Annotated in this window: 30 protein-coding genes and 1 pseudogene; 7 read left to right on the forward strand and 24 right to left on the reverse strand. The window is 71.2% G+C overall.

Going from position 1 to position 20,873, the window contains the following annotated elements; all coding sequences use genetic code 11:
* Nucleotides 1–27: 27 nt before the first annotated feature.
* The 5 genes from ACIBM5_RS40915 to ACIBM5_RS40935 form a co-directional block, all read right to left on the reverse strand.
* Complete coding sequence (locus ACIBM5_RS40915) at nt 28–387, reverse strand: DUF4145 domain-containing protein (RefSeq protein WP_396011773.1); 360 nt, start codon at nt 385–387, stop codon at nt 28–30.
* Nucleotides 388–856: 469 nt separating this feature from the next.
* Complete coding sequence (locus ACIBM5_RS40920) at nt 857–1,579, reverse strand: hypothetical protein (protein ID WP_396011774.1); 723 nt, start codon at nt 1,577–1,579, stop codon at nt 857–859.
* Nucleotides 1,576–2,142, reverse strand: coding sequence for an RNA polymerase sigma factor (locus tag ACIBM5_RS40925; protein ID WP_396011775.1), 567 nt, complete (start codon nt 2,140–2,142; stop codon nt 1,576–1,578). Before ACIBM5_RS40925 ends, ACIBM5_RS40920 begins: the two co-directional genes overlap by 4 nt.
* Complete coding sequence (locus ACIBM5_RS40930; RefSeq protein WP_396011776.1) at nt 2,139–2,342, reverse strand: hypothetical protein; 204 nt, start codon at nt 2,340–2,342, stop codon at nt 2,139–2,141. The genes ACIBM5_RS40925 and ACIBM5_RS40930 overlap by 4 nt, the downstream gene beginning before the upstream one ends.
* Before the next feature lie 339 nt (nt 2,343–2,681).
* The gene (locus ACIBM5_RS40935) at nt 2,682–3,038 is read right to left on the reverse strand and encodes a hypothetical protein (protein WP_396011777.1); all 357 of its coding nucleotides are present in this window, start codon (nt 3,036–3,038) and stop codon (nt 2,682–2,684) included.
* Here ACIBM5_RS40935 and ACIBM5_RS40940 point away from each other — a divergent pair.
* Entirely contained in the window at nt 3,037–3,300 is a 264-nt protein-coding gene (locus tag ACIBM5_RS40940) for a hypothetical protein (RefSeq protein WP_396011778.1), read from the forward strand. The two genes, ACIBM5_RS40935 and ACIBM5_RS40940, sit on opposite strands and share 2 nt — an antisense overlap.
* Nucleotides 3,297–3,572, forward strand: coding sequence for a DUF4873 domain-containing protein (locus ACIBM5_RS40945; RefSeq protein WP_396011779.1), 276 nt, complete (start codon nt 3,297–3,299; stop codon nt 3,570–3,572). The genes ACIBM5_RS40940 and ACIBM5_RS40945 overlap by 4 nt, the downstream gene beginning before the upstream one ends.
* A gap of 22 nt (nt 3,573–3,594) precedes the next feature.
* Here ACIBM5_RS40945 and ligD read toward each other — a convergent pair whose 3' ends face one another.
* On the reverse strand, nt 3,595–4,560 hold the full coding sequence (ligD, locus tag ACIBM5_RS40950; protein ID WP_396011826.1) for a non-homologous end-joining DNA ligase: 966 nt from the start codon (nt 4,558–4,560) through the stop codon (nt 3,595–3,597).
* Between the two features lie 843 nt (nt 4,561–5,403).
* Complete coding sequence (locus ACIBM5_RS40955) at nt 5,404–5,640, reverse strand: hypothetical protein (RefSeq protein ID WP_396011780.1); 237 nt, start codon at nt 5,638–5,640, stop codon at nt 5,404–5,406.
* A 247-nt stretch (nt 5,641–5,887) separates the two neighbouring features.
* On the opposite strand from ACIBM5_RS40955, the gene ACIBM5_RS40960 reads away from it, so the two are divergent.
* From ACIBM5_RS40960 to ACIBM5_RS40980, 5 genes are all read left to right on the forward strand, one after another.
* On the forward strand, nt 5,888–6,439 hold the full coding sequence (locus tag ACIBM5_RS40960; protein WP_396011781.1) for a DUF1772 domain-containing protein: 552 nt from the start codon (nt 5,888–5,890) through the stop codon (nt 6,437–6,439).
* Nucleotides 6,440–6,877: 438 nt separating this feature from the next.
* Entirely contained in the window at nt 6,878–7,579 is a 702-nt protein-coding gene (locus tag ACIBM5_RS40965; RefSeq protein WP_396011782.1) for a hypothetical protein, read from the forward strand.
* A gap of 286 nt (nt 7,580–7,865) precedes the next feature.
* Nucleotides 7,866–8,585: a ParA family protein gene (locus ACIBM5_RS40970; protein ID WP_396011783.1), complete on the forward strand. Its 720-nt coding sequence runs from the start codon at nt 7,866–7,868 to the stop codon at nt 8,583–8,585.
* Entirely contained in the window at nt 8,585–9,661 is a 1,077-nt protein-coding gene (locus ACIBM5_RS40975; RefSeq protein ID WP_396011784.1) for a ParB/RepB/Spo0J family partition protein, read from the forward strand. Before ACIBM5_RS40970 ends, ACIBM5_RS40975 begins: the two co-directional genes overlap by 1 nt.
* A 180-nt stretch (nt 9,662–9,841) precedes the next feature.
* Nucleotides 9,842–10,594, forward strand: a complete 753-nt coding sequence (locus ACIBM5_RS40980; protein WP_396011785.1) for a hypothetical protein — start codon at nt 9,842–9,844, stop codon at nt 10,592–10,594.
* Between the two features lie 1,114 nt (nt 10,595–11,708).
* On the opposite strand, the gene ACIBM5_RS40985 is transcribed toward ACIBM5_RS40980, so the two are convergent.
* From ACIBM5_RS40985 to ACIBM5_RS41065, 17 genes and pseudogenes are all read right to left on the reverse strand, one after another.
* Entirely contained in the window at nt 11,709–12,110 is a 402-nt protein-coding gene (locus tag ACIBM5_RS40985) for an RRQRL motif-containing zinc-binding protein (protein WP_396011786.1), read from the reverse strand.
* A 5-nt stretch (nt 12,111–12,115) separates the two neighbouring features.
* Nucleotides 12,116–12,858 (reverse strand): annotated as a pseudogene (locus tag ACIBM5_RS40990) (DUF5131 family protein).
* Nucleotides 12,855–13,700 (reverse strand): hypothetical protein, encoded by an 846-nt coding sequence (locus tag ACIBM5_RS40995; RefSeq protein ID WP_396011787.1) that lies wholly within the window; start codon nt 13,698–13,700, stop codon nt 12,855–12,857. Before ACIBM5_RS40995 ends, ACIBM5_RS40990 begins: the two are co-directional and overlap by 4 nt.
* Nucleotides 13,697–14,227, reverse strand: a complete 531-nt coding sequence (locus ACIBM5_RS41000) for a hypothetical protein (RefSeq protein WP_396011788.1) — start codon at nt 14,225–14,227, stop codon at nt 13,697–13,699. The genes ACIBM5_RS40995 and ACIBM5_RS41000 overlap by 4 nt, the downstream gene beginning before the upstream one ends.
* 108 nt (nt 14,228–14,335) lie before the next feature.
* The gene (locus ACIBM5_RS41005) at nt 14,336–14,617 is read right to left on the reverse strand and encodes a hypothetical protein (RefSeq protein ID WP_396011789.1); all 282 of its coding nucleotides are present in this window, start codon (nt 14,615–14,617) and stop codon (nt 14,336–14,338) included.
* On the reverse strand, nt 14,614–15,651 hold the full coding sequence (locus tag ACIBM5_RS41010; RefSeq protein ID WP_396011790.1) for a hypothetical protein: 1,038 nt from the start codon (nt 15,649–15,651) through the stop codon (nt 14,614–14,616). The genes ACIBM5_RS41005 and ACIBM5_RS41010 overlap by 4 nt, the downstream gene beginning before the upstream one ends.
* Nucleotides 15,652–15,747: 96 nt before the next feature.
* Nucleotides 15,748–16,836, reverse strand: a complete 1,089-nt coding sequence (locus ACIBM5_RS41015; protein WP_396011791.1) for a hypothetical protein — start codon at nt 16,834–16,836, stop codon at nt 15,748–15,750.
* Between the two features lie 35 nt (nt 16,837–16,871).
* Nucleotides 16,872–17,231: a hypothetical protein gene (locus ACIBM5_RS41020; protein WP_396011792.1), complete on the reverse strand. Its 360-nt coding sequence runs from the start codon at nt 17,229–17,231 to the stop codon at nt 16,872–16,874.
* Between the two features lie 152 nt (nt 17,232–17,383).
* On the reverse strand, nt 17,384–17,611 hold the full coding sequence (locus ACIBM5_RS41025; protein WP_396011793.1) for a hypothetical protein: 228 nt from the start codon (nt 17,609–17,611) through the stop codon (nt 17,384–17,386).
* Between the two features lie 101 nt (nt 17,612–17,712).
* Nucleotides 17,713–18,201 carry a hypothetical protein gene (locus ACIBM5_RS41030; RefSeq protein WP_396011794.1) on the reverse strand — a complete coding sequence of 163 codons (489 nt, stop codon included), beginning with the start codon at nt 18,199–18,201 and terminating at the stop codon, nt 17,713–17,715.
* A 160-nt stretch (nt 18,202–18,361) separates the two neighbouring features.
* Complete coding sequence (locus tag ACIBM5_RS41035; protein ID WP_396011795.1) at nt 18,362–18,565, reverse strand: hypothetical protein; 204 nt, start codon at nt 18,563–18,565, stop codon at nt 18,362–18,364.
* Nucleotides 18,566–18,705: 140 nt separating this feature from the next.
* The gene (locus ACIBM5_RS41040) at nt 18,706–18,858 is read right to left on the reverse strand and encodes a hypothetical protein (RefSeq protein WP_396011796.1); all 153 of its coding nucleotides are present in this window, start codon (nt 18,856–18,858) and stop codon (nt 18,706–18,708) included.
* Nucleotides 18,859–18,922: 64 nt separating this feature from the next.
* Nucleotides 18,923–19,423, reverse strand: a complete 501-nt coding sequence (locus ACIBM5_RS41045; protein WP_396011797.1) for a hypothetical protein — start codon at nt 19,421–19,423, stop codon at nt 18,923–18,925.
* A complete protein-coding gene (locus ACIBM5_RS41050; protein ID WP_396011798.1) occupies nt 19,420–19,623 on the reverse strand; it encodes a hypothetical protein in 204 nt (67 codons plus the stop codon). Before ACIBM5_RS41050 ends, ACIBM5_RS41045 begins: the two co-directional genes overlap by 4 nt.
* A 218-nt stretch (nt 19,624–19,841) precedes the next feature.
* Nucleotides 19,842–20,144: a hypothetical protein gene (locus ACIBM5_RS41055; protein WP_396011799.1), complete on the reverse strand. Its 303-nt coding sequence runs from the start codon at nt 20,142–20,144 to the stop codon at nt 19,842–19,844.
* A 192-nt stretch (nt 20,145–20,336) separates the two neighbouring features.
* Nucleotides 20,337–20,513: a hypothetical protein gene (locus tag ACIBM5_RS41060; RefSeq protein ID WP_396011800.1), complete on the reverse strand. Its 177-nt coding sequence runs from the start codon at nt 20,511–20,513 to the stop codon at nt 20,337–20,339.
* Between the two features lie 73 nt (nt 20,514–20,586).
* Nucleotides 20,587–20,844 carry a hypothetical protein gene (locus ACIBM5_RS41065; RefSeq protein ID WP_396011801.1) on the reverse strand — a complete coding sequence of 86 codons (258 nt, stop codon included), beginning with the start codon at nt 20,842–20,844 and terminating at the stop codon, nt 20,587–20,589.
* Nucleotides 20,845–20,873 lie beyond the last annotated feature (29 nt).

Genomic DNA, 20,873 nt, shown 5'->3' on the forward strand with positions numbered 1-20,873 from the left:
CATCCGCGCTCGGTCCGCCGGCTGCACCTACAGCAACTCCGTCGCCTCCTTGATGAGTTCGGCGACGTCCGCGGCCCCGTCCGGGGCGTAGGCGAGGCCGTCGTGCAGGCTGTCGTTGCCCAGGTACAGGGCCTCGTCGAAGGCGTCGACCAGGTCTTGGGCGATCACGCCGCGCGTGCCGAGGTCCTTGATCTTGGCGAACAGGTTGTTGCCCTGCGCGCCCCGGTCCTTGCAGATCTCCTCAACGGTCGCCCGGTAGCCCGCGCCGGCCAGTCGATAGGCGCCGACGTCCTCGGCTCGGGACGCCTCGGTGAACAAGTCACGGATCTTCTCGGGGACGTCGGTGGAGAGTTCACGGGACTCTTCGCGGGCCAGACCAGGCGCCACTCGGCAATCTTCGGGTCGCCGGAGTCCGGCGCGGGTTCGCTCTCGTAGGTGACCAGCTCGACGATGCCACGCTCGCAGTGCTCCGCACGTCCAGTAGTCGAGGTCGACCGCGCCGGGAGGAATGGACCCGCCTTCCCGGTTGAACTCCGGACTGACACGGGCCCTGCCGCGATTCAGCATCGAGACGGCCACCGCGCACTCGGCGTGCGGGCACACATCGCGTCGCCGGCCGGACAGAGTCGTGGGTCTAGGGAAAGCTTCTCACCATGCCCCGGGGCGCTACCCGCGATCTCGTCGCGTCCGGAGGGGATTTCGGCGGCGCGGCTTCCGCTTCGCGTTAACCACCTCGGATAACACTCCGGATATCCGAGGTCGGAGGCCGGACAACCACTATTGGGGCACGTCCGAACGGGCCCAAGTTCGGAACTCCGTCCCTCCGCCGCACTCGGGCGAGGCGTCGACGCGGCGGTCAGCGGGACGCGGCGGTGAGCGCGTCGGGCAGGTCGCCGCAGGGTTGGGGAACGCCCGGGTAGTCGTCGTCGCCCTCGACGCGCAGCCGGCGCATCACCGCCTCCAGGCGCCGCGGCAGCCGGGGCCGGTCGCCGCGATCGCACTGGGCGCGGATCGCCTCGCGCGCGTCGGCCGGCAGCAGCGGGCGGTCGACCTCGGCGGGGGTGAACGCCGGCGGCGGCGTGGCCCGGGTGAGGGCGGACAGCACCCGGGCCTGCTCCAGCCAGTAGTCCGCGTCGCGGGTCTCGCCGCGGCTGCGGTGTTCCAGGTACAGGCACCACGCCGCGTGGTGGCTGCCGCCGCCGGCGGCGAACCGCCACCAGAACATCGCCCCCTCGTCCCGGCCGGACACGTGCAGCAGGCACGCGAACACGAGCGCGCCGCGCGGGTCGATCACCCGGTGGTCGTTGACCAACCGGCCCAGCCGGGCCGCGGCCTTCGGCGAGGTCAGCACCAGGACGTCGGTGACCGCGAGTTGCCGGGCGGCGCGCTCGTGCCGGGGCAGGGCCCCTGCCGCGCGGGAGGGCGGGTCCGCCGGGTGGGGAGGGTCGTCGTCCAGGTCGCGCGCGAGTGCCTCCCGCGCCGCGGCCAGGTCGAGGTCCTCGTACTCGCCGACCAGGACACGGGCCGTCGCCAGGACGTCCTCGATCGTGCGTTCCACGCCCTTCCCGCGCACGCTCACTCTCCCTCGATCTCCGGATCCTCCAGCCTCAGTTCTCGGGCCAGGGTCCGTTTTGCCCACCGTACGTGCGACCGGACGGTGGTTTCTGCAACTCCCAGAATGTGTCCCGTGCGGGCATCGGAATACCCCAGGACATACCGCAGAACGATCACGTCGTGCTGCTTCTCGGGCAGCCTGGCGATCGCCGCGAACAACCCGATCCTGCTCTCCATCTCCCCGAACAACTCCTGCGACTCGCGCAACAGGGCCCGATACGGATCGAGTTCGGCGAACGTCGCGGTCTCCACGAACGCGGACCCCCCGCGCGAGGTGCGCCGCTCGACGTGGTCCTTGAGCACCGCCCACGCGTACGCCTCGACCCGGTCCTGGCGCAGCGCGTGCGGCCAGGCCCGGTGGAGTTCGCGGAACGCGGCCTCCACGGCGCGCAGCGCGGCGGTCTTCGAACCCAGTTGCAGGTGCGCGAACTTGTACCAGGCGCGTGCGTGGCTCTCGTGGAACACCTCGAACGTCAAGGCGAGGCGGGTCAGTGGTCTGCCGCCGGTCGTGCCCCCCGTCTCGGTCACGGCCCGATCCCTCCCGCCCGCCCGTCCGGGTCCGTTCCCCCGGTCGCCGGGTGGGGCGCCTCCGGGGCCGGGAGGCGTCGGAGGTGGGCGACGCCGATCCGCACCCCCGCCCCCAACACGCGCGGCAGCAACACCGCCGCGTCCCACAGCAGCACGCGCACGACGAGCAACCACAGGACGATGGTCTCCGTACCTGGCACTGATCTCTCCTCTGCAACTCACCGCGCGGAGGCCTTGTGCAGGCGCCCGCGCGGGGTCGGGAACGGCTCGCTCCCCGCAGCACATGCAATCGGTTCGAGCCCCCGTTTGTGCAGGCACGCCATAACTTTGTGTATTTACTTAATCGCACTGCGTTTAAAAGGAAGCGGACAGTTCACCCCCAATTGCGATCACTTTCCCCATCGATCCCCGCAGAGGCGTATAGAAGGCGATCCCGGCCCGGCGCCCGAACACATCCACACCGGCCAAGGATCCGCGACCGCCCACCGGCGACACCGAGGCCCATCCGCCCCCGCGCCGCCCTCGGAAGCGTCTCGGCATCACGCCGATGAACATCCCCTAGGGTCGAACACATGCCCGAATAATCGTCGCCGTTGCCCGACCACCTCCAGCCGCTGCTCGATCACCAGCTCGCGTTCGAGCGCGCCCACCTGTATTGCCTGCGCGTCGCGGAGACAGACGACATCGGGGCCCTGGAGCGGGCACGGGCCGCGAGGATGACCGCCATGCGGGTCCTGATCACCGCCCGCGAGGCAGCAGGTGCCGCCGGCGCCGACGACCGCGACACTCTCAAGAAGGCCGCCCTCGCCGTCCTCGCCGGCGAGGGCGGCCCAGCCGCCCGCGTAGCCCGATCCGACGCCGGCAGGACCAGGACGGTCGACGCACACTCGAATCATGGAGATCCACGCGGCGTACGGCTACGTCACGCTCCCCGGCCTCGGGGACGTGGAGGTGACGTTCGACCTGTTCGACTGGCCGGTCCCCGGCGAGGTCCTCCCCCGCGTCTGGAGCGCGGTCATCGACGACGGCCCCGTCCTGGACGTCGGCACCGAAGGCTTCCTGCGCCTGGACACCGAGCCCGCCGGGATCGGCCACCCGTTCGTCGTCGTCGCGAGCGGAGACCACGTCTCGCAGATCAGCGGACACGGGACGCCATGACCGGAGCCTCCCGCGCCCGACACCGCTACGACGGACCCGCGATCGTCGCCGTCGATGGCACCAGCGTCCCGGTCGAGGCCCACCTGCGCCGGGAGACCGGCGGCACCTGGGGCGGACGTGTGTGGACCGACGACCCCGCCGTCGACATGAACCACGTCGCCGCGGCCACGACCCTCCTCCTGCGCGTCGACCAACGCGCCGCGTCCTTCACCGTCGACCGCGTCCTGGACCAACACGCCCACATCACCGGAATCGGCATCGCACCTTTCTGACCCGCCCCCGGGCCCACCGGGCCTACTCCGACGTCACATCCTCCGGAACCAGATCCGGCCGCAGCCGATGCCACGAGGGGTGGCGCAGCAGGCCGGCGCGGGTGCGCGTCGCGTACGCGACCTCGCCGACCAGACGCGGCAGGACCCACCGCGCTCCCACCACCCGCGGGTCCCGCTCGAAGGGGCATTCCCGCACGGCGGCGACCCGCAGCAGCTCGGCGAGCGTCGCGCGCTCACGATCGCTCCAGCCCGTGCCCACACTCCCCAGATACCGCAGCGCGCCGGCGTGGAACTCCCCCACCAGCAACGCCCCCGGCAACCCGGACAACCGGCCGCGGCCGGGCACCCACCCCCCGACGACCGCGTCGACCGTGCGCCAGTTCCGAATCTTGATCCAGTCCGGCGAGCGGGTGCCCGGGCGGTACACCGAGGCCAGACGCTTGCAGACCAGGCCCTCCAGGCCCTCCGCACGCGTCGCCTCCAACGCCGCCTCCCCGTGCCCCACCAACGCGGCCGGCGTCGACCAAGCCGGGCCCGCCAGACCCAGCGACTCCAACACGCGGCGACGTTCCGTCCACGGCCTCCCGGTCAGATCCCGACCACCCAGGAACAGCGCGTCGAACAGCATCAGATGGGCCGGCACCTCGCCCGCCAGGCGCACCGCGCGGGCAGGCGAACCCGCCAGGCCCATCCGCGACTGCAAGCGCTCGAAATCACTGTGCCCGCGCTCGTCCAACGCCACGACCTCCCCGTCCAACACCGCGTCCACCCCGCCCAAGGCCTCGCCCAGGACCCGCAGTTCGGGGTAGACGGGCGTGATGTCCGCGCCGGAACGCGACAACAGACGGACCGTCCCGTCACCGAGGAGGTAGACGACGGCCCGCTGACCGTCCAGCTTCGTCTCGTACGCCCAACGATCGTCCTCCCCCACGGGCGGGAGCGTGCCGGGCATGGCGAGCATCGGAGCGAAACGGGGCAACGTGACCATGCCTGGGAACGTCGTCACCCCCACACCCCCGCATACCCCGCACCGGGCCCGTGTCGCCCGAACGGCGGCACTCGCACCGCGCGGCGCACCGCCGATGCTTGGGCGATGGGTAGCGGGGCGTCGCCCAGGTCTTCGGTATCCGCGCTCATCACGGGATCCGAACGCGTGCCGGCCTGTTCCGCGGCTCCCAGACGCCGGATGTCCGTACCAGTCTGGCTGTCCACCACTTGTCTCCGGGTCTGGTGCGCGGGCGAAGGCTCCGCCACTGCCACCGCCACCGTTCCCATGTCAGGCCCCGGGCTTCGCAGCGCTGGCCGTGCAATCGGTACGGACGCAGCTCGTTCCAGAGAATCTCGATGTAGACCTTCGCGTCCGGTCTATCCGGGAAAAGGACATCGAAGGCAATGGGCTCCGAACTGGCGCTCATCGTCGCCTGATACAAACTGGTCGCCTCGATTCCCCGGGGCGGGGCGATCCCGAGGCCTCCTGAGACCCTGACCTCCACGTTGTGCACGGTGGCCGTGCCCACCTGTCGCACAGTGAACGTCGCGCGTTGCTTGTGCCCGGCGGGTCGCTCTCCTTCGGAGTGGTCGGTCTCCCTATGGATGTTCCATCCGCACTGCGGGCGGTCGATCCACCCCCAGTTGGCCGCAACAACGGAGGCGACCGTTGCGGCAACGGCAAAGATCAGAGTGAGCCAGCCCATCTACGGACCGTATGCCTCGTAGCGACATCCGCCCGGCCGCCGACGTGCGGCTTAAGCCGTATGGCCTCGGCAGGCAAGCCTCGCCGCGACCTGACGAGTTGCGGCTTTCCGAGATCACGAGCGCAGCCAACCCGGTGCTACTCGCCGAACGACGCCCGGTGCTCGGCGCAGCGGGTGAAGCGCAGGCCGTGGTGCCGTCCGGTGGGGCACCAGCCCAGGACGATCGCGCCGGCCACGACTTGGCGCCGGCACGGTACACACAGCGGCACCTCGGGGCGTGGCTGGTCCTCGGTGGTGGGGCGGGCCGTCGGGATCGCCTCGACGGACGGTTCCCGGCACAGCAGACACGGCGCGGCCGCGGTGGTCTCGGTCATCGGACCATGGTCGCAGCCGAGCGCCGGTCCGCTCGGTGTTCCGGGCGAATGTCTCGGATGGGGTGGTCGTCCGGGCATGTCCTCGGTTGCATCGGTAACCCCGGGGTTAACCGTGGTTGCTGGGACGGTCGTTGTTCAAGGTGGGTGCGAACGACAGTCTTGAGGTGTCGAAGAACGGGGCGGCGGAACGCGGAAACCGCAGGCCGCCCCCGCCCCTCACCAGCCTTCATTTCCCCGGGAGTTCACCATGGCCGCCGTCGACCACACCCTCGCCACCACCGCCACCGCCCCCGCCCGCTCGATCGCCGCCACCCGCGACACCGTCGGCCGCTGGCTCACCGCCGGGGCCGTCGCGAACACTCTGATGGCCGGCACGTACGTCGCCTTCTCCGCCGTCGTCATGCCGCTGCTGGGCACCAAGGACGACGCCGACTTCGTGCACTCGATGCAGCAGATCAACACCAACATCGAGAACCCGCTGTTCTTCGCGGTCTTCACCGCCGCACTCGCCGCGCCCGCCGTCGCCGCCTGGAAGCTCCGCAAGCGCGGCGGCGGCGCGGCGATGCGCTGGGCGGGCGCCGCCCTCGCGCTCTACACCACCACCGTCCTGACCACCTCCGGCATCAACGTCCCCCTCAACGAGATGCTCGCCGCCGCCGGCAGCACCGACCCGGGCAAGACCCGCACCGACTTCGAGACCACCTGGAACATCTGGAACGGAATCCGCGCCGCACTCTCCACCGCCGCCGCAGTCGCCATGGTCAAGGCTGTACGCCTGCACCGCCGCAACCGTGCCTGAGCGGTGGGCAGCGCACAGGTGTTGCGTGGACGGCCGCGCGGCGCGGACGCGTGCATCGGACGTGGATGCAGCGTGGCGTGTTGACCCGATGGTCATGAGGACGCTGTGATGGGGTCGGGTTCGAAGGACCCGGCCGCGCGATCGACAGCCCCCCTCCTGGTCGCCGAGTATCGGCCCTGACCTTCCCACGCCGCTTCCGGCGTGTGCGTATTCCGTGTTCGTCGTCGACGCCAAGCGCCACGGACGAGGGGGCCGTCCAGGTGCGGAAGAGACGCGGTGAACACTCCCGGCGATCGCCCCATCCATGCCCGGCGTCTCTGTACCGGCGAGAGCCACCGGGCCATCACGGGCCCCGGCGGTGGCGAGCGCGCGATTCCCGCCGCCGAATGCCTCCACCAGGCCGCCTTGGAGAGCGACGTCCTGCTGAGGTGCAAGGGCTTGGGCGGGCTGACCCCGCATCCCCTCGGCATCGTCGGCGTACGTCCCGAGCGGGACCGTCTCACGGTGCGCCTGATGAACGAGCCTTTCGTGATCGCCCATTGGGCCACGCGTCTCCTGCCCTATTTCGACCCGAAGGACGACAGTCCGGCCGACGCGGTCGGCGGCGTGCTCGGTCTCCGCTCCCGTATCGACGGCAACCACGTCCGTCTCACCCGCCCCGGCACCACGGCGTCGGTGCGTCTCACCGGCTTCAATCCCCGCTGGTGGATCCGCGCGGCCGCCGCCGGCCGTCCCGGCGAACCCTACGAGCCACTGTTCGAGCGCCCGGACTGGAGCCGCGCCGAACGCGCCGCGGCCAAGCTCTGGCGCCCGATCACCCGGGAGCAGGATCCACGGATCGGCTCCGCGATCCTGCGTCGCATCCGCGCTACCACCGGCCTGGGCACCGCCAACGGGACCGATGTGTGGGTCACCGTGGTTGGGGACCGGGCCGGCTGGTCTTTGGAGACCACCGACGGACCGCCGTGTACGAATCTCCTGCGGTTGTTCACGCAGGCCCCCACCGGGCTCGGATGCGCATCGGCGCCCATCACTGCCGTTGCGCGGACGTCGATCGGGAAGAGAGCTGTTGGACAAGGTTGCTTACCGATGACCCCACCCAAGTCGTCTACTACAGCAACCTGCGGTGGGGGCGTCTGACCATGACCCCTCGCATCATCGAGACCCGAGCCCAACTCAACGCAATCGCATTCGAGACGTCGAACACGCAGGCTTGACCCGGGCCTCCGGACGGCGCGAGCGGATCTTTACCGGGTAAAGATCCGCCGTCGTTCATGTGATGTACGCCCGATCTGCGCACGGATGGGCGTGGATGATCCGTCAAGCGCATGCGGGGATGGCATAGTTCATGCCGCTCCGCTCTGCGGATGCACCGGGGAATTACACCAACCGTTGGGAAGTACCCGTGCCAAAAACTCATGTTGTCGTGAGCCAGAAAGGCGGCGTCGGCAAGTCGACGCTCGCCGTCAACCTCGCGGCGGTCACCGCCGACGTGCGCAAACCGCGCAAGGACGGGAGTTGCTCCGTACTCGTCGTCAGCTGCGACCCGCAGGGCTCGGCCCCCTGGTGGGCGGATCGGGTGGGCGAGGAGCTCCCGTTCCACTTCACCGAGGTGTTCGACGCCGACGTCATCCTGGGCCTGCGACACAACACCGACTACGACGACATCTTCATCGACACGCCGGGATGGTTTCCCCCGGCGAACCCACAGCACCCCGAACGCCCCTGGGGCATCTCGGAGACGGCCGACATCCTGGAGGCGGTCTTCGAGGTCGCGGACCAGGTGATAGTGCCCATGGAGTGCGAACCGCTGTGCTACATCCCGACGACGAACACGGTCGAGTTCGCGATCAAGCCCCGCGAGCTCCCGTACACCGTCGTCGTCAACAACTGGGATCCACGCGACGGCGAAACGGATCGTGACGGCACGATCGACTTCATCGACGCGCACGGCTGGAACAGGGCCGAGACCGTCGTACGCCACTACAAGGTCCACGCCCGCGCAGCGGCCGACGGCCTGGTCGTCACCCAGTACCCGAAGAACCGCGTCTCCCTGGAGGCCGCACAGGACTTCTTCCGGCTGGGCATGGAACTAGGGCTCGGGGCCAAGCCCAAGGCCTCGCGCAAGAAGGCGAAGGTGGCCTGATGGGCAGTTCGAAGCGTGTGCAGCTGGGCGGTCTCGCACAGACCGCCCGTGACGACGCCGCGCGTTCCCGCGTGCTGGCCACCCTGCCGAGCGTGCCCGCTCCCCTCGTCCCGGCGGCGCCGGCCGACGAGACGGTGGGTGCTCCCGTCGGGGCGAGTCTGAAGGTCTCGCTGCGCGAGATCGCGTACAACCCGTTCAACCCGCGCGAGGAACTCGGCGACGTCTCCGAGCTGAGGGATTCCCTGGAGCAGATCGGCCAGGCCACGGTCGCCACGCTCGTCACGAAGGATGCGTTCCTCGAGGTCTATCCGAACCGGGCTGCCGACCTGACCATCCATCCGGATCGAGCTGCGACTCCCCAAGAGGCAGCCGCGATCAAGTACGTCGTCATTGACGGCAACCGGCGCAGGCGGGCCGTCGAGTTGTCCGGCGGATCGCAACTGGCGTGCGTGGTCGACGACGAGCGCGTCCGCGACGACGTCACCGCGCGGGTGAGCGTCCTCGTCACGAGCGTGCAGCACAAAGATTTCGCGCCGTTGGAGCAGGCCCGGGCGCTTGAGGATCTGTTGGCCACGCTGGGCACGGCATCGGCGGTGGCGAAGGTCTTGGGCCGGTCCGAGGGTTGGGTCTCGCAGCGTCGGGCCCTACTCAAGCTGGTGCCCGAGCTCCAGGAGCGGCTCGCCGCGAACGATGGCGTGTTCGGCGTGAAGCAGGCCCGGTCGATCGGCAACCTCCCCCCGAACGAACAGGTCGCCGCCCTGGAGGATCTTTACCGGGTAAAGACGCAAGCCGGCCAGGTCGTTCCCTCTCCCCCGCCTGTGGCGCCACCCGTGGCAACCACACCGGCACCGAAAGCGCCCGCCCAGCGGCCGCAGCAGAGAGAAGTTGCGGATCTTTACCCAGTAAAGGCGGCCTCAGCGGGGGCCTCCACGGGAACACAGGCGGATGCCGTTCCCGCCGCTGCGGTGATCCGGGTATCCAGCCCGGCCGAGATGGCCAAGCAGCTCCACAAGGTGCTGGAGCGTGAGGCCATAGAGGAACTGGCCTCGCTGCTCCTGGACTCGCTCACGAGCTGACCGCTCACTCGACGATCTTTACCCGGTAAAGATCACACGTCGCATAACGGCCCGTCTCCAGTCGGAGGCGGGCCGTCGTCGCGTACGCGCCATTTACCCCAGGCCACGGTGCCGGTGGTGCTCGCCCTGCCGACGAAATCCGCCGGCGGGTGGGGGCGGCGCGGTCTACCGTGCCGGAGCATGGCGCATGCGCACGAGATGAACGAAAGGGCCATCGCCGGCCTGGAGTCCCTGGGAATCCTCCTGGCTCAGGACGTCACGAGCCACATTCCCGACGACGGGCTGCGGACCTTCCTCGTCGGTTGGGGATTTCTGGCCGAGTCGTACCGGCAGGCGACCGTCGTCGTGGTCCTGCACAACCGGAAACTCGGGCACCACACCTCCCCGAACGTACGGTTGTTGATCGAAACGGTGGCGCAGCTGTGGCGCCTGGCCGAGGACGGAGACGCCGCAGTCGATTCCCTGAATCGAGCGTTTCAACTCAAGCACGGGAAGCTGGGAGCCGCGATCGATCCTTCGGCCTTCGGTCTCACAGCCGAGACCGTTGCCGTCATGGATGCGGCCCGGACTGAGGTCGCGTCGGCAATCGTTCCGCCGCAGGCGGGGGACGTCTACACCAACGTCGCGCCCCTTCTCGATCGCATGGACCCGGCGGGCAGGTGGAAAGCGATCTGGCTGGCCACCACGCAGCTCGCGCATCCCACGATCACCCTGGCCCGATGCTTCTTCACCGACGGGCCGGGGGAACCTACGCGCCTGTACGACGCCCCGCACTACGAGGAGGAACTCGACATCGCGAGGTTCCTTCCCTTCCAGGCATTCAATCTCGTGTTCCTCGCCATGGAAGCGTTCGACAGGATCATGACCGGCTCCCCATGGAAGGCGGAACTCACCCGGATCGCCGACACGGCCGGCCTGTCGGAGACGAGTTGATCAAGGAGCGGGATCGACGGGCGCCTCGACCTTTACCCGGTAAAGATGCGAGACGCCGAGTGGACCACACTCCCTTCGACCCGGCCCCCAAGGCGTCTGATGCCGTCGACGGCGCACAGTCGAGCACGTCGTCGTCCGCGGACCGGCCGGGACGGTCCGGCAACTGCTTTGGGTGCTGAAGCGTGAGCCATGGGCAACCGGCACGGTCGCGAGCCGATCGGCAGGACCACTTTGAAGGCCGAAGGCCGATCTGCCTTCTTCCTCCGGAAATGCCTCGTTTGCTGCCGGCGGATCTTTACCGGGTAAAGACGAGTGGTCCGGTCGATTGGCAACCTCCCCAGGAAGCGGACGATCTTTTCGAGCCGGACTTCGGCACCCGCGGACCTGGCTGCAGTCTTTGGGGCGCCACATCAGCCGGGTTCGCGGCGGCGGGGAAGCAAGTCGGGTCAGGGCGGGCTCTGGCCCCGTACCACGGAGACCACACCGACGGTCTCGGCCACGTAGTACTCCGGCGCGCTTGTGTGATGTGAGGGATGGCGATCCGGACGTTCGGCATACGTCACCTCTCGCATGGCCCGCCCGCGACTTGTCTCGTCGGCGCGGGCGGGCATGTCGAGGTGCCGCAAAACAGAAGAGGGCCCTCGCATGCGAGGTGCACATGCGAGGGCCCTTTGGAGTGGGGTTATCTATCGGGGCTATCGCGGGATTCCGAATCGGGGATCACCGCGTGCGGAGGGACGGAGGGCGGTGTGCGTTCCGGCTCGCGAACTGCCGTGCGCGGGCTCGGCAGTCGTGGTCGTGCGTCGGCCCGTTCGGCGTTCGGCGCAGACGGGGTGGCACGGTCGTCCGCATGGAGACCGTGCCCGGGTGTGGGCCTTGCACAGGTCGCAGGGCATCTCCACCGGTGCCGTCCTCCAGTGTTCGGGCAGGGGCGCGCAGGTGTGTGCGTGCCATTCGGCGGCGAGGGAGGCGGCCTCGACCGGGCTGCGGGTGCTGATGGAGGCGTTCTCGCCGCAGTCGTTGCAGAACCAGGTCACCGTTCCCAGGGCGAGTCGGTCCCGGGGCGGGACGATCCGCATCGACCCGCGTTCCCATGCGGTGGGCGGGCTCGTCGTCACCGGGCACACTCCGATTCGGGTGCCTGTTGTTGCTCGAATTCCCAGTCCTCGCGGGCTTTGTCGGCTTCGACGCAGGACCAGCAGATCCCGTATCGGCGGGGGATGCACTTCCCGGTGTCCTGGGCGCAGGCGCGGCAGGTGCGGCGGGCGCGCATCGCCTCGGCGAGGGCGCGTTCGCGTCGCGGTGTCATGGGCCGGACCGGGAGGGCGAGGTGGACGTCGTACAGGTAGGCGACCCTCAGCCCTCCGTACCAGCGCAGTTCGGCGACGGGCTCCTGCCCACCGGGTCGTAGTCCGCGCTTGCGGAGTTGTCGCCGGGTCTTCAGGTGTGGTGGCGCGTGGTGGTAGGCGTAGATCGGATAGACCGAGTCCGAGTTCGTGTTCGTGGGCTCGGTCACGGTTGTCACGGCTGGGCCTCGCGGACGCGGGGGTACTGGTCCCAGGTCCGTCCGTCGAGGTCACGGCCGCCGGCCTTGGGGACGCGGCCGCCCCACTGCTTGAAGAAGAACGGCACCGTGTGGGCGAGGCAGTGGTCGCGGACACCGCGTGCCCAGTCGGGGTTCATCGGCCGGTGCCGGGGTCCGGATTCGCCGCCGACGATCACCCAGTCGACGTCGGCGAGGTCGAGGCCGTCGAGGGGGCCCAGGAGCGGTTCGCAGGACAGGAACCGCACGGCGGCGGGGATGGCGCGCAGGTCGTCGACGCGGTGGAGCACGTCGGCGTCCTCCACGCTGGTCCCCAGCCACACGTTGCTCGGCCACGGCAGCTCGCCGCGAGCAGCCGGGCGCGCCGGGGCCGCTTGGTGAGGACCTGGTAGGTGTGGCGCGGGGTGGCCGCCATCGTCGCGAACACGTCCCGGATGAACGGGGCGGCAACCTTGGCGTGGAACAGGTCGGACATGGAGTTGACGAACACGCGGCGCGGGGACTTCCAGCGGTGGGGTGTGGTGAGGGTGTCGGGGTGGGTGGCGACGCCGAACCCGGGGCCGGAGGTGCGCGGGTCGCCGTCGGTCTGGTACTTGGCCGCGCCCATGGCCTTGAGGCGGCGGGCCATGGCGAGTGCATAACATCCGTCGCAGCCGGTCGAGATGCGGTCGCAGCCGGTGGTGGGGTTCCACACGACGTCGGTCCATTCGATGGTCGTCATGGTGTCTCCGAGGTGGGGACGAGTTTGCGCAGGTGGGCGAGGCCGATGCCGAGGCGTTCGGCGGTCTCGTGGCGGGAGGTGCCGGCGGCCAGGAGGTGGCGGGCCTCGTGGGCGGTGTGTGCGGCGCGTTTCGCGGGGGTGGGCGTCGCTCCGGGGTCCGGTTCGGCGGTGGGGTCGTCGAGGGTGCCCTCGTCCCAGGCCAGGGGTGGCGTCCAGCCGCGTGCGGCGGCTTCGGCGCGGGCCTGGTCGTGGGGGCCGGATGTCATCGACAGGCGGTCGTAGAGGGTGCGGACGTCGGTGGCGGTGCGGGCGTGGACCAGGCGTGCGCGGGTGAGGATGCCGACCTGGGCCGGTGTACGGCCCAGGTGTTCGGCGAGGGCTCGCCGGGTCCAGCCCAGGGCGATCAGGGCCTGGATGCGGCGGCGGGTGCCGGTGGCGTCGACGTCGGTCTCGGCGCGGGCCGCGGTGAGGGGGTCGGTGGGGGCGGTGACCGCGAGCAGGCGCTCGGCCGTGACCCGGTACAGGCGTGCGGTGTCGGGGCGCAGGACGCGCCGCAGGGTTTCGCGTTGGACGCCGGCGAGGTCGGCGATCGCACGGAGGCTGGTGCCGGTGTCGAGGAGGGTGTTGATGTGGGCGCGGACGGGGCCCGCGTCGGCGAAGGGCTGCCAGGTGCCTTGTTCGCTGCGGACGCGGCGTTCCTTGTCGTAGCGGTTGATGGTCGTGCGGCATCGCGGGTCGCGGCATCCGGTGGAGGCGCAGGAGACGGTGCCGTGCCTGCGGCCGCGCGTGTAGGTGCGTCGCGGCGGCGCCTTCGCCGTGGTCCTGGTGGTCGACGTCGTCATCGGGCGTTGCCCAGCGCGATCAGCGAGCCGGTGGCGGCCAGAACCGCGGTGGGGGTGTCGTGGCGGGCGGGGGCGTGGTCGGGGGTGAGGGACCGCAGCCGGCCGGGGGTGGTGGTGATCCACAGATGTCCGCGTCCGTCGCGGTAGACGACGCGCTCGCCGACGACCACGGGCGGGGCGCCGGGCAGGCGGTGGTGCAGCGACCGCAGCCTGGCGTACTTGGCTGCGGTGGTGTGTCCGTCGAACTCGATCGACGGGTGGTCGGGGTCGACGGTCGGGATGCCGGCGAGGAGGTCTTCGTCGCGTTCGCGGTTGATGTGCCAGCTCATCGAGCCGGCCGGGGTGTGGGCCTGGACGAGCGCGAACTCGGGGAGATCCGGGGCCCGGTCGACGCGAACGGAGCGCCACCGTGCGGCGAGTTCGGCCACCAGGTGTGCCCGCTCGCGGTAGACGGGGCCGGCCGGGTCGGCGGTCGGGTCCGTGGTGTTCGGCGGGGTGGGTGGACGGTGAAGGTCGGTGAGGGTCACGATGTCGGTTCCTCCTCTGCGCCCTCCTGGGCGCGGTGGGTGGGCCCGGGACGGCCGCTTCCTTTGCATGCTTGGTCGCGGCTCGGGGGCGACCGTCCCGGGGCGAAGTCAGGTGGTCAGGTCGATCGGTGTCGCGCCGCGCACGTCGGCGAGGCGGGTACGCAAGGCGCGGGCGTGGCCACGGACGCCGTCACGGGCTGCGGTGTTCGCGGCGAGTTCCTCGAGCGCGGCGACTGCTTGGTCAACGTCGTCGGCGGTGAGTCGGCCGCGCCCGGAGGCGAGGCTGTACAGGACGGTGACGCCGGGTCCGCGTGAGTGCATCGCGGCTTCGCCCGCGAGGAGTTTCAGGCTGGTGTGGTCGCCGAGGTCGGTGTCGCCGGCGCGGATCATCGGCGGGTTCGGGTGTCGGTGAGGGTGTGCTGCCAGGTGTCGCGGATCTCGTCGAGTGCGGCGCCGTATTCGCGGCGGGTGGTGGTGATCAGGCCGACGTGGTCCGGGCCTCGGGTGATCGCGAGGGGTTTGCGCGGGTCGCGGCCCCACACCGTCAGCGGGGTGTAGCCGGTGAACTCGGGGCCTCGGCTGAACCGGGCCAACTCCTCGGCGTAGAGCACGATCTCGCCGTCCAGGGCGGGTCCGGCGGCGAGTGCCTCGGCCACCAGGGGCCGCCAGTTCGGGTAGTCGCCGGCGTAGTGCCGGTCGATCACGTACCGGTGCGGGCCGATGTGGACGGTGACGCCCAGGCCGCTCGGCCCGACCTCCAGGCGGGCGTCGGGGCTGCCGGTCGAGTGGGCGAGCGTGGTCAGCGTGTGTACGACGGCGCGGGTCAGGTGCAGGTCCCAGGTCCCGATGCCGGGCGTGGCGCGCACGGTGGCGGCCAGGGTGTACCGGCCGGACGCGACCGCGTACAGCCGGTCCCCGGTCGCCTCCAGGCGCACCCCGTGGGTGAGGGGCAGCATGGGGTCGTCGCCGCAGTGCGGCCGCACGTCGCTCAACATCGCGGTGAAGTCTTCGACGAACACCGGTGCCGATCGGCCCGGGCCGGTGGCCGTCCGGCCCTCGCGGCGGAAGGTGACGGGCTTGCCCAGGGTGCGGGCGTAGCCGATCTCGATGCGGGTGGAGTCGCCGTAGTAGCCGCCGGGGCAGACCACGACGATCTCGTCGGCCATGGCGATCTTGGCGCGGTGCAAGTGGTCGAGGCCGGTCTTGATGTCGGCGGCCCGGGCCGGGTCCGCCCACAGCGGGGACGGGGTCTTCATGTCCACGGACGGCGCCAGGACGACAGCGCCGGCCAGGGTCAGCCGCTCGTTCTCCTTCGCGATCTCAGCCATGAAACGGGTGGAGCCGCACAGGCACACGATCCGCGGCCGCGCGGACGCCGGTTCGGCCGGGCGGGCCGGGACGGTTCGTTCGAGGGTGATGGTCAACGTGTCTCCCGAGTCGACGAGGCGCGGTGCCGGGTTCGGCCGCGCTCGAAACCCCCGGAACGGGTGGCCGGTCCGGGGGCAACGGGTGCGGTCGGGTCAGCAGGTGACGGTGTGGGCCGGGGTGGGGTCGAGTGTCGGGTCGGGGTTGTCGGCGTGGTCGGCGCACGGGTCGTCGGTGCGGGCGCCGTAGCACCCGGGGGTGCAGGCGGGGCCGCAGGAGCGGCTGCGCATGTCCCGGGCCCAGGTGACGTATCGGGTGTTCTCGTGGCGCAACTGCGTCACGGCCAGCCGGAGTTGCGGTGTCGTCATCGCGTCGACCGGGGTGGGCAGGCTCGCCCCGTATTCCTGCCAATCTCCCCAGACGGTGTTCACGGACAGGGTGATCTCGTGGCCGGTGTCGTCGTGGTGGCCCGTGGCGCGGTTCGAGGTCTCCAGGACGTACGCGCCGCGGTCATGGTCGAGGCGGGCTCGGGTACCGGCGCCGTCGGGGACGCCGCCGCGGAACGCGGCCAGCGCGGCGTCGGGCGTGCGGTGGGTGACGGGTTCGCAGCCCGTCCAGGTGTCCGGGTCCGGCTCCGAGGTCCAGTCGGTCGTGAAGGGTTCGGGCCGGGTCGGTGCCGTCCGGGGGGAACGAAGGACCCAGGTGGGGGTCGGCGTCGGATACAGGTCGGAGATCTCGACGGGGTCGAGGTGGGCCCGGATGCGCGGATCCCAGCGGCCGGTGCAGCCGCGGACGCAGATCCACGCGGTGCGGGCCCCGTCGCACGTGGGGCTGCAGCCGAGTTCCGGATCAAAGCTGGTGCCGCCGAGGAGGTCACGGATGCGGTTGAACCAGAGCGTGTGCTCCTCGCGAAGCCATCCCACGGCCAGGCGCAGTTCGTGCGCGGTCATCGCGGACACGGGCATCGGTGGCGTCCTCCCGTCGCGGGTCGCGCGGCCGTTCACCGTGTCGACGGACAACATGACGCCGTGTCCGGTGGGGGTGTACCCGCCGCCGGTGCGGTCCCGTGTGCGGAGGACGTAGACGCCGCGCGCGGGGTCCAGGAGCATGCCGGGACGTCGGGGATCGTCTCCGACGGCGGCCCGGTACGCCGCGTACAAGGTGGGGTGGGTCCCGGGCTCGAGACCGTGGGGGCCGGCCACGCTCCAGGTGGGTTCCTGGGTGCGCATTCGCGCTTTCGTCATGGGAATTCCGCTTTCGTGGGCGTCGGGTGGCCGGATCAACCGGCGAGGACGGGTTCGTGCGAGGCAGAGCGGGTGCGGGGCATGCGGGTCTGGGGTCCGGTGCCGATGCCGTGGGCCGGCACCCACTCGCCGGACCGCTGGATCGCGGCCAGGCGGGCGGCGGCCGCGTGAGCGATGTCGGTCACCCCGGACCGGACGGCCGGGTGGGCCTGGACGGCGACCAGGGTGGTGATGACCTCGGTGCTCGCGGCGTCGGTGAGCCGGCCGCGGCCGGGCAGGGAGTGCAGGATCGCGCATCCCGGGGTGTGGGCGGCGACGTCGACGGCCGCGGCGGTCAGGCGCTCGAGTTCGCGCACGGTGATCCAGCGGCGGCCGCCGACGGTGACGATCTGCATGATGTGTCCTTGTGGTTGAGGAAGCGTGAGTTCCGCCCGCCTCCGAAGCCGGCCGGTGTCGGTCCGGGGTCGGGTGGATGTGTGCGGGCCGGATGTCGTGGTCGGGGGGTTCTGGGCGCGCCGCCGGGCGAGGCGGGTCTGCCGGGTGCGGGTTACTGCCAGACGTTCCCGACGAGCGTCTTGTTGCCGCGGTGCAGCGCCCACAGGCGGCCGGTCCGGCGTTCGGTGGCGGTGCGCGGCTTGCCCCAGGCCTTGACCAGGCGCGTCGCTTCGCGCATGGCCGTCGAGTCGTCGGTGGAGTCGAACTCTGTGCTGTCGGCGACGAGTTCGACACCGGCGGCGGTGTCGGCCGCGATGTAGTCGAGGCGGTAGCTGCTCACGTCGGTGGGGTCCCGTCTGCGAGGGGATGCCCGGCCGGGTTCGGCCGCGCCCGAAACCCCCGGCGCCGCAGGGCGGTTCCGGGGGCAACGGGCGGGGCCGGTTACACGGTCGACGCGGCGATCGCGGTGATCGACGCGGTGAGCGCGAGCACGATCAAAGCGAGCCTGATCAGCGCGTACTTGCCGGCGGTGATCCGCCCGAGGCGTTCGTACTCGGCGGCGAGCTCGCGCGGCGTCTCCCGCTCGGCGAGCAGCCGCAACGCGGCATCGGGGTCACGGGCCGGGCGCAGCCATCCGTGGGTGCGGGGCAGCAGGACGGCGACCAGGAGCACGACGGCCGGGACCAGGCCGGCCCCGGCGGCCCGGGCGACGGTGGTGGTCGGCAGCGTCGACAACACCGGTGTGGTGAAGCCGATCACCGCGAGCAGCAGGCCGGCCTTCTGGTCGGCGGCGCGGTGACCGGCGATGCGGTCGTCGATCCTGCGGTGCAACGCGGCGACGAGCGCGGCGTCCTCGGGAGCCGGACCGGCGCCGGCGGGGTCGGAGGTGTCGATGCTGTCGGTGGTGGGTTCGGGCAGGGTCTCGGTCACGAGGTCCTCGTCTCGTCCGGGTGATGTCGGGGGTGGGCTCGTGCGCCCACGGCCCCGGCCGCGCCGCCGGCACCGCGGTGCGGTGAGGGGTGCGGTCGGGACCGTGCGGGCAGGGGCCGGCGGGCGGGGGCCTACCGTCACGCGGGCGGTGCGGGGGGCGTTACACCTCCTCCGCCCGTGTGATCGCGCACGGCCCGCAGAGCGGGATCTCGGTGTGGTCGCCGTCCGCTTCGACGGCGCGGTAGTTGCCGTCGATTTCGGCGGAGTAGGGGTCGGCCTGGAGGGTCACCTCCTCGGTGGTGTCGCAGAACCCGCACCGCAATGTGCTCGGTCGCGCAGTCGGCTGCCTGGGCTTGTTCGCCACGGTGGGCTCTCTTTCGGGTGGGCTCGTGCGCCCACGGCCCGGACCGCGCCGCCGCGCACGAGGGCGGTGGGGGCGCGGTCGGGACCGTGCGGGCAGGGGCAGGCGGGCGCGGTCGATCGCCGCGTGAGTGCGGGGGCGCGTCACAGGGAGACGGTGTCGCCGTATTCCTCGAGGCCGGCGTTGTCGCGGTAGAAGTCGCCGTGGCATGCCTCGCCGTCGGCGAGGCGCAGCTTCTCGAGGTGCTTCTCGGTGCGGTCCCAGGCGTCGTCCCAGTCCCGGCCCTCGAAGTACACGCGATCGACGAGGCGTTCCCGGCCGGTGGTGGTGTCGGTGATGTACAGGTCGGCCCTGAACTCGTCAGCCGTCCCCGTCCCCGTCCGTGTCCGTGTCCGTCGTGGGGCATCGTTGGGAGACGGCGATGACGATTCCGTCGTCGCGGACGCGGCGTACGCGTGGGTGGGGCCAGTCCTCGAGGGCGTAGAGGATCGCGAAGTCGTCCATGTCGAGCCAGCCGCCGACGGTGCCGTGGGGGTCGTGTTCGGCGTCGGCCATCAAGACGGCGGCCTGGCCGGCGCGTGCGTCGAGGCCGTGCGGGCGACGGGCGGCGACGATCCGGACCAGCTCCGGGGTGAAGTCGCAGGTGGGCTCGAACTCCTCACGCAGGCGCCAGGTCTGCCCGGGGGCGGCGATCCACCAGGGGGAGCAGTCGGCGACGCGTTCGCACGCGATGCGGGTGGCGACCGGGCGCGGCAGGTGGTCGTCGAGCATCAGGGCGTCGATCCAGGCGTTGACGAGCTCGGCCGCGCCGTGCGCGCCCAGGACGTGGTCGCGCTTGTCGGCATCGCGGGGCGCGGTCATCGGCCGGCCCCCTTGCCGGCCGGGACGTCGGAGGCGAGTTCGGCCGCGAGCGCGCCCAGGCCTGCGGTGCGCAGCCCGGCCAGGATTCGGGTGTGCTCGTCGATGTCGCCGCGTGCGGTGGCGAGTTGGAGGCGGCGTGCGATGTCGGCGCGGGTGGTGGCGGTGGTGGGGTCCGGACGTGCGGGGGCGATGGCGCTCACGATGATGTGGCCCTTTCTCGGTCGACGGATCGGATGTGGGTGGGTCTTCGGGGCGGCCGCGTCCGTGACGGTCGGTGGTCGCCCCGGAGACCGGGGATGTCGCTACGCCTGGCGGTCGATCTCTGCCGCGCATTCCTCGTAGGGGTCGATCGGGCACGAGCCGTGGCAGCCGGGCGTGCACTGCGCCTCGTCGCCGAAGGCGGCCTCGATGTGCCGGATCATCGCGGGTCGCCTGCGGGCTTGGGCATCGACCGGCAGCTCTCGGCATGCGTCTGCGCCCATGCGCGGGCGCCTTTCTCAGCGCGTTCCTCGGCCTCGCCCGGTTCCGCCTCGACCCATCGGTCGGAGTAGTCGTAGCGGCCGTCGCGCCACCGCACGTTCTCCCGCCGGAGGCACCCGGTGCAGCTCGCGGCCGTGGTCCGGCCGGAGTCGTCGGTGGTCAGGTCGACGGTGGCGCCGCCGACGGTGAGGTAGCGGGCGAGGACACCCTCGGGCCACCGGGCGCGCTGGGAATTGGTCACGATATGTCCTTCCATGAGGAGGTGTGGATCGGGTCGCTCGTGCGCCCGCCGTCGCGGCCGGGTCCGTCGGAGCCCGGCCGGGACAGCGGTCACACGACTACGCAAGGACGGGCAGAGCAGGCCGTGGTCGCGACGGACGACGACGTTGTCGGCGAGCAGTCAGGGTGGGCGGGTGGACCATCGGCGGCTCCTTCAGGGGTAGATCACGCCGGTGTTGGCGCAGCGGTCGCAGCCCTCGCCGTAGCAGCGGCAGAGGGTGATGCGGACCTCCTCCTGGTCGTCGGGGTCGTCCGGGGGCGCGGTGGGCGGTGGCGGGATGGTCCCGGCGGGCGGGAGGTAGTCGTCGGCCCAGGGGTCGGTGGTGGCCAAGTGGGTTCTCCTCGTCGTGGGTGGGGTCGCTCGTGCGACCACGGCCCCGGCCGGGCCGGGGCCGCGATCGGGGTTATCGGCCGAGGGTGGTGTTGGGGCGGGGGACGCGGCAGGTGCGCGCGTGGCCCGCGGCCCAGGTGCGGGCGGCGTCGGAGATGCGTACGCGCGCGTCCCGGGTGTCGCGGCCCTGGGTGTCCCAGGTTTCGCCGGCGGGGCAGCCGGTGCAGCAGGCGGTGATGACGAGCCAGCCGAAATCGCTGCTGGGGGCGAGGTTGACGCTGCAGTCGCCGGCGGTGGGGACGGCGGTCCGTGCGGTGAGGATCGACGACATCGTGTGCTCCGTGGATGGTCGGGTTCGGG

Source organism: Embleya sp. NPDC050493 (assembly GCF_044458105.1).
In the GTDB taxonomy this organism is placed as follows: Bacteria; Actinomycetota; Actinomycetes; order Streptomycetales; family Streptomycetaceae; genus Embleya.